The following is an 8704-nucleotide window of genomic DNA, read 5'->3' on the forward strand; positions in this document are numbered from 1 at the left end:
CAGCACCATGACCACCACGCCCCACCCGCTGATCGACATCGGCGCCCTGCTCCAGCCCATCCCGGGCGACGATCCGGCGGGCGACGACCTGCGCCACGGGCCGGAGTTCGACGCGCTGACCGAGGCGCGCCGAATGGACGACGATCTGGACCAGGGCATCTGGCAGACCACCGTCAAGAAGGCGGATTGGAAGGGAGTCGTCCAGCAGTCCTCGGACCTGCTGAAGACCCGCACCAAGGATCTTCAGGTCGCGGCGTGGCTGGTCCAGGCGCTGGGCCACCTGCACGGCCCGGCGGGGCTGGCGCCGGGGCTTCTGCTGGTCCACGGGCTGGTCGAGGACTTTTGGGACGGCCTCTACCCGCGCCTGGACGACGGCGATCCGGAGCCGCGGCTGGCGCCGCTGGTCTGGCTGGACAGCCAGCTGTCGCGTGACCTGATGGCAACTGCGATCACCCAGCCGGGGCCGCACACCGACGAGACGCACCGTTTCCAGGACTGGCAGAACGCCCAGCGCCTGCGCAAGCTCGCCACCCGCGACCCGCGCGCCTTTCACGCGGCGGTCGATGACGGCGAGGTGACGGTCGAGCAGATCCTCGCCGCGCAGGACCGCACGCCGCCCGACTTCTACCAGACCCAGCACGGTCATCTGCGCGATACGGTGACGGCGGTGCGCACCCTGGCGGCGGAACTGGACGCCGTGGCCGGCCGCGCCGCTCCCGGCTTCAGCCAGCTTCTGAAGACCCTGGAAAGCCTGATCCAGTTCCACCGCGAAGCGCTCGCCAAGCGCGGCATCGATCCGGACGGCGCCCCCGCCGCGCCGGAGGAGGCCGAGGGCGGGGAGGGGGCCACCATCGACGCGTCCGCCGAAATCATCCCCGCCGCCGCCTTCACCCGCCCCGGCGGGCCGCGGACCCGGCAGGAGGCCTACGCGATGCTCCACCAGATCGCCGATTTCCTGGCGCGGGAGGAGCCGCACAGCCCGACCTCCTACCTTGTCCGCCGAGCCGCCGCCTGGGGGAACCTGTCCCTGCCGGAGCTGTACGCCGAGCTGCTGGGCGACCGCGGCGAGGTCGGGCGGATCTTCGGCCTTCTGCGGCTTGAGGAGCGCTGAACCATGCCCCGCATTCTGCTCGACTATCCCGGCATCAAGGGCGAGTCGCTGATCCGCAACTACAAGAATCTGGCCGACTGCGTCAGCTTCGACCTGTCCTCGGGCAAGCGCGAGGTCGGCGGCTTCAACTACGACGACCCGATCGAGGAGACCTCCTATTTCAGCGGCCGGAAGGCGCAGAAGCAGGACAAGCTCGGCGTCGACAGCCTGAAGCTGGAGCGCCACTTCGACCTCGCCTCGCCCAAGCTGATGCAGGCGGCCTTCGATCCGCAGAAGAAGGACGTCACCGCGACGATCCACTTCTTCCGCACCTTCGCGCAGTTGCAGGGCGGCGAGTTTTTCGGCGAAAGCGACATCTTTGCCGAGCCGTACCTGACCATCATCCTGAAGAACACGCAGATCACGGAGTACGTGCTGTCGGTCGACGACGACGACAGCAGCAACGGCACCGAGACCATCTCGCTGGCCTTCGACCAGCTGCAGATGACCTACCAGCACCAGATCGACGGCCGGAAAATCGGCCAAATCCGTGGCGACATCACATTGGCGAGCAAGTCATGACCCAGTCGAACCCGTCGGCCCTGACCGGCGACACCGCCCTCCTGTCCCGAAACGGTCAGAGGCGCCGCGGTCCGGCGCGCCGGGCCGAGCATTTCCTGGAGCAGGTGATGTTCCAGAGCCGCTGGCTGCTGGCGCCGCTCTATGTCGGCTTGGTGGGCGCGCTGCTGATGATCGGCTGGCGCTTCGCGCTGGAACTGGTGCACGCACTGCCGCTTCTGATTCATGGCACGGAAAACGACATCATCCTGATCGTGCTCGGGCTGGTCGATCTGACGATGGTCGGCAACCTCGTGCTGATGGTGATCTTCAGCGGCTATGAGAACTTCGTCTCGAAGATCGATGTCGCCGGCCACGCCGACCGCCCGGAATGGATGGGCAAGCTGGATTTCAGCGCGCTCAAGGTGAAGCTGATCGCCAGCATCGTGGCGATCTCCTCCATTCAGATCCTGAAGACCTTCATGAACGTGTCGGAGGTGTCCGACCGCGACCTGATGTGGCTGGTCGCCATCCACGTCACCTTCATCGTCTCCGGCGTGCTGCTGGCGACCATGGACGTGCTGGTGAAGAAGAGCCACGCGCACTGACATCCGGCAGGAAAGGAGAGGGCATCATGATTCGGTATGCGCTGGCGTTCCTCGCCATCCTTATGACCGGCCTGCCCGGAGCGTCATGGGCGGAGCCGGCGAAGGTGGTGGTCGGCACCTACGTCAACCAGATCACCGGGGTGAACCTCCGCGACAATCAGGTCAATGTGGACTTCTACGTCTGGTTCCGCTGGGACGACGACTCCCTGAACCCGCTGGAGACGTTCGAGCTGATGAACGGGCGGATCGAATCCCGCACGCCCACCCCGGTCCGCAAGTTGAAGGACACCAACTACGGGCAGGCGCGCGTCCAGGCCGTTCTGAACCAGCCCTGGGACGTGAGCCGCTTCCCCCTGGACACCCAGACCATCCGTCTGGTGATTGAGGACAGCGACCTGACGGCCGAGCACTTCGTCTATGTGCCGGACACCGACAACAGCACGCTCGATCCCGACGTCGACGTCTCGGGCTACACGCTGACCAGCAACGGCGCCACCATTTCGGCGCACCGCTACCGCACCAACTACGGCGACATCACCCTGCCGAAGAACCACGAGTCGGTCTATTCCCGCTATACCCACGCGATCACCCTGGAGCGGCCGGATTCGGTCTATTACATCAAGACCTTCTCGACCATCTTCATCTCCTCGCTGGTGGCCTTCCTGGCCTTCCTGGTGAAGCCGGTGGACCTCGACCCCCGCTTCGGACTGGGCATCGGCGCGCTGTTCGCCGTGGTCGCCTGCTATTTCGTCATCGCCAGCGACCTGCCGCGCAGCAGCGGCTTCACCCTGTCGGACCGGGTCAACCTCGCCTCCATGGGCATGATCTTCCTCAGCCTGATGCAGAGCGCGGTGTCGCTGATGATCTACGAGCGGAACGCGGCGAAGTCCCTGCTTCTGGACCGCTGGTGTCTGGTGGTCTTTCCCGTCACCTACGCGCTGCTGTGCGTCTGGCTGACGACGGTGTGACGCTGGAGATCTGATACCGCCGCGGGGCGCCGCTCCGGCCTGAGCTTCGCCACAATCCTCCGCCATGCTCCGCAGAGAGCGACGAGGGAGAGTGGGATGATCGGAAACCGGACGGCGCTGGCTGCGGCGGCGTTTCTCGCCATCGGGATCGCGGTGGCGGGCTGGTCGGCGGGGCGGGAGGTCGCCCAGGTCCGGCTGGCCGACCGCTTCGTCACCGTGAAGGGCTCCGCCGAGCGCGAGGTCAAGGCGAACCTCGCGCTCTGGCCGGTGCGCTTCGTCGCCACCGGCGACGACCTGTCCGCCGTCCAGGCGAAGACGGCAGCCGATGAAAAGGCCGTGCTGGCCTTTCTGGAACGCTACGGGCTGAGCGCCGACGCCGTCGTTTCGCGCTCGCTCGATCTCGTGGACCTGCTCGCCCAGGCTTACCGCCAGGGGCCGGCGGATCAGCGCTACATCCTCACCCGCACCCTGATGATCCGCAGCCCGGACGTGGAGCGGGTCGACCGCGCCAGCCAGAATCTGGCGGAGTTGCTCGACCAGGGCGTTACCCTGGGCGGGGAGCCGGGCATGGGCTCCGGCCCCAACTACCTGTTCACGCGGCTGAACGACGTGAAGACCGAGATGATCGCCGAGGCGACCGCCAAGGCACGCGAGGCGGCGACCCAGTTCACGACCGACAGTGGTGCCACCCTGGGCGGCATCCGCCGCGCCAACCAGGGTCTGTTCCAGATCCTCGCCCGTGACGAGGCCCCCGGCATCATGGAAAGCCGGCAGATCGACAAGATCGTCCGCGTCGTGTCCACGCTCGACTGGGAACTGGTGGATTGACGGGGCGGCAGCGCTCTGCCCGCCCTCCCGCTGTATAGGTCATCTACATATTGGATTCGCCGCATCCGGCCAGCCCTTGCCCAGAAGGCGGCGGGCGGCACGGCCTGCGGATGGCTCATGGGTCATGATGTTGCGGAAACTGACAGTCCTGTTTCCGTAATCCGTCGATTGCGCTGCCAAGCGAGCAATAAACCCACGACCGATACCAAAATACGCTTAGAAAATCGGCAGAGTGGGCGGATACCATGCATTGTTTGCACGATGCATTTCGTGGGTTGAACGGTTGTTCAGACCGATATCCTGCACCCTCTCGCCGATATTCCTGGAAAAATGACGATTCAGGCAAAAAGCGCTGGTTCCCCTGTTCCGAGCATGGTTATATAGCTAACGTATATAGCGAATTCGGGGTGCCCACTCATGTCCGTCCAACCGCAGGTGTCGTTCGCCGGGCCGCACGCGTCGCCGATCGGCGCGGAGCGCATCCGGCTGCTGGAGGCGGTGGGGCGCGAGGGCAGCATTTCCGGCGCGGCGCGGTCGGTCGGCGTCACCTACAAGGCGGCCTGGGACGCCATCGACGCCATGAACAACCTGTTCGGCCGCCCGCTGGTCGAGGCGCAGGCCGGCGGAAAGCGCGGCGGCGGAACCGCCTTGACGCCGGACGGCGTGCGGCTGGTCGCCACCTTCCACCGTCTGCAGAGCGAGATGGTCCGCGCCTTCCAGGTGCTGGAACCGGAACTCAACGGCACCGGCCTGTCGGCGGCCAGTTTGATGTGGGGATTCTTCATGCGCACCAGTGCCCGTAACGCCCTTCGCGGAACCATCACCGCCATCACCGACGGGGCGGTGAACGCCGAAATCACCCTGACCATCTCGGACCAGACCTCGATCGTCGCGATCATCACCCGCGACAGCGTGCGCGACCTGGGCCTGTTCCCGGGGCGCGCGGCGACGGCGCTGATCAAGGCGCCCTTCGTGATCCTCGCCCCGGCGGACGAGGCGAAGCGCACCTCGATGCGCAACCGCGTGGAAGGCGTGGTGTCCCGCCGCGAGGACGGCGCGGTCAACAGCGAGATCACCCTGGACATCGGCGGCGGCAAGACGCTGACCGCCATCATCACGCTGCGCAGCGCCGATGACATCGGCCTGAAGCCCGGCGACCCGGCCTGCGCGCTGATCGACGCATCGCACATCATTCTTGCGGTGGATTGACGATAGATCGGAAGGAGTTTTCGAATGACGCGTTTCCTGCTTGCCGCCGTCGCGCTGCTGTCCGTCTCGGCGACGGCCCAGGCCGACGAATTCAACGTCGCGGTCGCCGCGAACTTCACCGCCCCGGCGAAGGAGATCGCCACCGCCTTCGAGCAGAAGACCGGCCACAAGGCCGTCCTGAGCTTCGGCGCGACCGGCCAGTTCTACGCCCAGATCAAGCAGGACGCGCCCTTCGTCGTCTTCCTCGCCGCCGACGACGAGACCCCGAAGAAGGCGGTGGAGGAGGGCTTGGCCGTTCCGGAGTCCCGCTTCACCTACGCCGTCGGCCGTCTGGTGCTGTGGACCAAGGCCGGCGACGCGCCGCTGGGCGAGGGCACGCTGCGCAAGGGCGCCTTCGAGAAGCTGTCGATCGCCAACCCGGCGACCGCGCCCTACGGTCTCGCCGCCGTGCAGACGATGAAGAAGATGGGCGTCTACGAGGCGATCCAGCCGAAGATCGTCCAGGGCAACAGCATCGCCCAGGCCTTCCAGTTCGCCGAGACCGGCGCCGCCGAGCTGGCCTTCGTGGCCCTGTCCCAGGTGATTGCCAAGCCGGACGGCACCCGCTGGCCGATTCCGGAAACGCTGCACGACCCGATCTTCCAGGACGCCGTCCTGCTGAAGAAGGGCGCCGGCAACGAGGCCGCCACGGCCTTCCTCGCCTTCCTGAAGGGGCCGGAGGCAGCCGCGGTGATCTCCAAGTACGGCTACGGCACGAGGGCGCCGAACTGACCATGCCGGCCTCCCTGGTAAGGACAGCCCGCCAATGAGCTGGCAACCGATCATCCTGACCCTGGAACTGGCGGCGCTGACGACGGTCATCCTGCTGATCGTCGGCACCCCCCTGGCCTGGTGGCTGGCGCGGTCCGGAGCCTGGTGGAAGGAGGCGGTGGCCACGGTGGTGGCGCTGCCTCTGGTCCTGCCGCCGACGGTTTTGGGCTTCTACCTGCTGATGCTGCTGGGGCCGAACGGCCCCGGCGGGTGGCTGGCCTCCCTGTGGGGCGCCCGCTCCATGGCCTTCACCTTCGAAGGGCTGGTCATCGGGTCGGTGCTGTACTCCATGCCTTTCGTGGTGCAGCCGATCCGCAACGCCTTCGAGGCGTTCGGCGACCGCCCGCTGGAGGCGGCGGCGACGCTGCGCGCCTCGCCGCTCGACACCTTCTTCACCGTGGCGGTGCCGCTGGCCCGCCGCGGCTTCCTGACCGGCGCCGTGCTGGGCTTCGCCCACACCATGGGCGAGTTCGGCGTCGTCCTGATGATCGGCGGCAACATTCCCGGCCAGACCAAGGTCCTCTCGGTGGCCATCTACGACTATGTCGAGACGCTGCAATGGGACGAGGCCCATCTGCTGGCCGGCGGCATGCTGGTCTTCTCCTTCACGGTGATCCTGACGATGATGATGCTGGAGAAGCGCATCGGGCGGGGCGGGCGATGAGCCTGTCGGTGCATTTCCACGGGACGCTCGGCCAGTTCGCTCTGGACGTGGGGTTCGAGGCGCCGGGCCGCGGCATCACCGCCCTGTTCGGCCCGTCCGGTTGCGGCAAGACCTCGGTGCTGCGTTGCGCGGCCGGATTGCAGCGGCTGAACGGGCGCTTCGCCCTGGACGGCGATGTCTGGCAGGAGGGGCGGACCTTCCGGCCGACGCACAAGCGGCCCATCGGCTACGTCTTCCAGGAGGCCAGCCTGTTCCCCCATCTGTCGGTGCGCACCAACCTGCTGTTCGGTCATCGCCGGACGGTGGGGCGCGGCGTGCCGGAGCACATCCGCCTGGACGACGTGGTCGACCTGCTGGGGCTGGGGCATCTGCTCGACCGCTCGCCCGAGCATCTCTCCGGCGGCGAGCGCCAGCGGGTCGGCGTGGGCCGCGCGCTGCTCTCGCAACCGCGCCTGCTGCTGATGGACGAGCCCCTGGCGGCGCTCGACCGCTTCAGCAAGGAGGAGATCCTCCCTTATCTGGAGCGGCTGCACGGTGTCCTGTCCGTTCCCGTCCTCTATGTCAGCCACGACATCGCGGAGGTCGAGCGGTTGGCCGACCATCTGGTGCTGCTGCGCCAAGGGCGTGTCGTCGCCGCCGGCCCCATGCAGGAGCTTCAGGCCGATCCCACCCTGCCCATCGCCCGCATGCCCGAAGCCGGGGTGACCCTGCCCGCGGTGGTGGCGGGACGGGAGGACGCCTACGGCCTGACCCTGCTGCGGCTGGATGGCGGCCATCTGCTCGTTCCGGGCGACCTCGGATCGCAGGGGACGGCGCGGCGGGTCCGCATCGCCGCGTCCGACGTCAGCCTCGCCCGCAACCCGCCGGAGGGCAGCACCATCCTGAACGCGCTTCCCGCCCGCATCGTCGCGGCGGAGCCGCAGGACGACGTCCAGATGATGGCCGTCGTGGCCCTGGGCGAGGAGGGGAGGGGCGCGCGTCTGCTCGCCCGCGTCACCCGCAAGAGCTGGGACGCCCTGGGGCTGTCGCCGGGCCAGCCGGTCTACGCCCAGGTCAAGGGCGTGGCCCTGGTACAGGAAGCTCTGGTTCAGGAAACGATGTGATTCAGGGCGCGCTGCGCGTTACCCCGGCGTGAATCGCCTGGGCAGGCGCAGCGCTCCCGTCCCCATCGCGATTCCGAACAGAACGCACAGCAGTCCCGCCGCGTGGGCGAGCGTGAAGGCCTCGCCCAGGAACAGCACGGCGGCCAGCACGCCCGCCGCCGGAATCAGCCCGGTGAACAGCCCGGCCCGGTTGGCCGGCACATGGGCGATCCCGCGCATCCACAGCACCACCGCCAGCAAGCCGCCGGTCAGGCCGGACGCCACGAACAGCAGCCAGACCCAGCCGGGAACTGCGACCGGATCGAAGCCGCCCAGCGTCGCCAGCGCACCCGGCGCCATCATCGTGGCCGCCAGCACATTCGCCAGACAGGTCAAAGCCAGAGGTGGAATCCGCCCGCCGAGCTGCCGGGCGAAGACTCCGTACAGCCCCTCCGACACCACCGCGCCCAGCACCAGCGCGTTGCCGACGACGGAATCGTCGGGCCCACCGACGCCACCCGGTCGCAAATTCAGCGCCACCATGCCAACGACCGCCAGGGCGATGGCCGCGGCGCTGCCGGCTCCGATCCGCTCGCGCAGGATCAGCGCCGCCCCCAGTGCCGTCATGGCCGGGATGGTGCTGGTGATGATTCCGGCGGCCACTGCGCTGGTCTCGCGCAGCCCATAGAGAAGGAACAGGTTGAACAGCACCATGCCGAACAGGGAGAGCAGGGCGAGGCTCGTCCAGTCCCGACCATTGCGCGGCAGCGCCGCCGCGCCACCCCTGAGGGCAAAGGGCGCCAGCAGCACCGCGACCAGGGCGAAACGCATTTCCGCGGCCACAAGCGGCGGGACATGGGATACGATCACCTTGGAGGCCGGGACGG

General features: G+C 67.7%; 10 protein-coding genes (1 of these 10 running past the window's edge). 9 read left to right on the top strand and 1 reads right to left on the bottom strand.

Going from position 1 to position 8704, the window contains the following annotated elements:
• The first annotated feature begins 7 nt into the window (after positions 1-7).
• From tssA to modC, 9 genes are all read left to right on the top strand, one after another.
• On the top strand, positions 8-1111 hold the full coding sequence (gene tssA / locus Q4I23_RS10265) for a type VI secretion system protein TssA (protein WP_498526168.1): 1104 nt from the start codon (positions 8-10) through the stop codon (positions 1109-1111).
• Between the two features lie 3 nt (positions 1112-1114).
• A complete protein-coding gene (locus Q4I23_RS10270; protein WP_454016886.1) occupies positions 1115-1672 on the top strand; it encodes an Hcp family type VI secretion system effector in 558 nt (185 codons plus the stop codon).
• Positions 1669-2256 (top strand): TIGR00645 family protein, encoded by a 588-nt coding sequence (locus Q4I23_RS10275; RefSeq protein WP_454016885.1) that lies wholly within the window; start codon positions 1669-1671, stop codon positions 2254-2256. The genes Q4I23_RS10270 and Q4I23_RS10275 overlap by 4 nt, the downstream gene beginning before the upstream one ends.
• Positions 2257-2282: 26 nt before the next feature.
• Positions 2283-3224, top strand: a complete 942-nt coding sequence (locus Q4I23_RS10280) for a ligand-gated ion channel (RefSeq protein ID WP_454016884.1) — start codon at positions 2283-2285, stop codon at positions 3222-3224.
• A gap of 96 nt (positions 3225-3320) precedes the next feature.
• Positions 3321-4052 (top strand): SIMPL domain-containing protein, encoded by a 732-nt coding sequence (locus tag Q4I23_RS10285; RefSeq protein ID WP_498526169.1) that lies wholly within the window; start codon positions 3321-3323, stop codon positions 4050-4052.
• Between the two features lie 417 nt (positions 4053-4469).
• Positions 4470-5261, top strand: a complete 792-nt coding sequence (locus Q4I23_RS10290) for a TOBE domain-containing protein (RefSeq protein WP_498526170.1) — start codon at positions 4470-4472, stop codon at positions 5259-5261.
• A gap of 24 nt (positions 5262-5285) precedes the next feature.
• Complete coding sequence (gene modA, locus Q4I23_RS10295; protein ID WP_498526171.1) at positions 5286-6032, top strand: molybdate ABC transporter substrate-binding protein; 747 nt, start codon at positions 5286-5288, stop codon at positions 6030-6032.
• Positions 6033-6066: 34 nt separating this feature from the next.
• Entirely contained in the window at positions 6067-6735 is a 669-nt protein-coding gene (gene modB, locus Q4I23_RS10300; RefSeq protein ID WP_014198586.1) for a molybdate ABC transporter permease subunit, read from the top strand.
• Entirely contained in the window at positions 6732-7838 is a 1107-nt protein-coding gene (modC, locus tag Q4I23_RS10305; protein WP_498526172.1) for a molybdenum ABC transporter ATP-binding protein, read from the top strand. The genes modB and modC overlap by 4 nt, the downstream gene beginning before the upstream one ends.
• Before the next feature lie 18 nt (positions 7839-7856).
• Here modC and Q4I23_RS10310 read toward each other — a convergent pair whose 3' ends face one another.
• A protein-coding gene (locus Q4I23_RS10310; protein WP_498526173.1) for a DMT family transporter crosses the window boundary here: on the bottom strand, positions 7857-8704 show its 3' portion. It continues 52 nt past the right edge of the window; the window shows 848 of its 900 coding nt (coding positions 53-900); its start codon lies beyond the right edge, outside the window; the stop codon is at positions 7857-7859.

The organism is Azospirillum sp. UFLA03-27 (assembly GCF_059803775.1).

Coding starts and splice junctions, on each gene's coding strand:
- modC (WP_498526172.1), top strand. CDS start 6,732: ATGAGCCTGTCGGTGCATTTCCACGGGACGCTCGGCCAGTTCGCTCTG.
- tssA (WP_498526168.1), top strand. CDS start 8: ATGACCACCACGCCCCACCCGCTGATCGACATCGGCGCCCTGCTCCAG.
- Q4I23_RS10290 (WP_498526170.1), top strand. CDS start 4,470: ATGTCCGTCCAACCGCAGGTGTCGTTCGCCGGGCCGCACGCGTCGCCG.
- Q4I23_RS10275 (WP_454016885.1), top strand. CDS start 1,669: ATGACCCAGTCGAACCCGTCGGCCCTGACCGGCGACACCGCCCTCCTG.
- modB (WP_014198586.1), top strand. CDS start 6,067: ATGAGCTGGCAACCGATCATCCTGACCCTGGAACTGGCGGCGCTGACG.
- Q4I23_RS10285 (WP_498526169.1), top strand. CDS start 3,321: ATGATCGGAAACCGGACGGCGCTGGCTGCGGCGGCGTTTCTCGCCATC.
- Q4I23_RS10270 (WP_454016886.1), top strand. CDS start 1,115: ATGCCCCGCATTCTGCTCGACTATCCCGGCATCAAGGGCGAGTCGCTG.
- modA (WP_498526171.1), top strand. CDS start 5,286: ATGACGCGTTTCCTGCTTGCCGCCGTCGCGCTGCTGTCCGTCTCGGCG.
- Q4I23_RS10280 (WP_454016884.1), top strand. CDS start 2,283: ATGATTCGGTATGCGCTGGCGTTCCTCGCCATCCTTATGACCGGCCTG.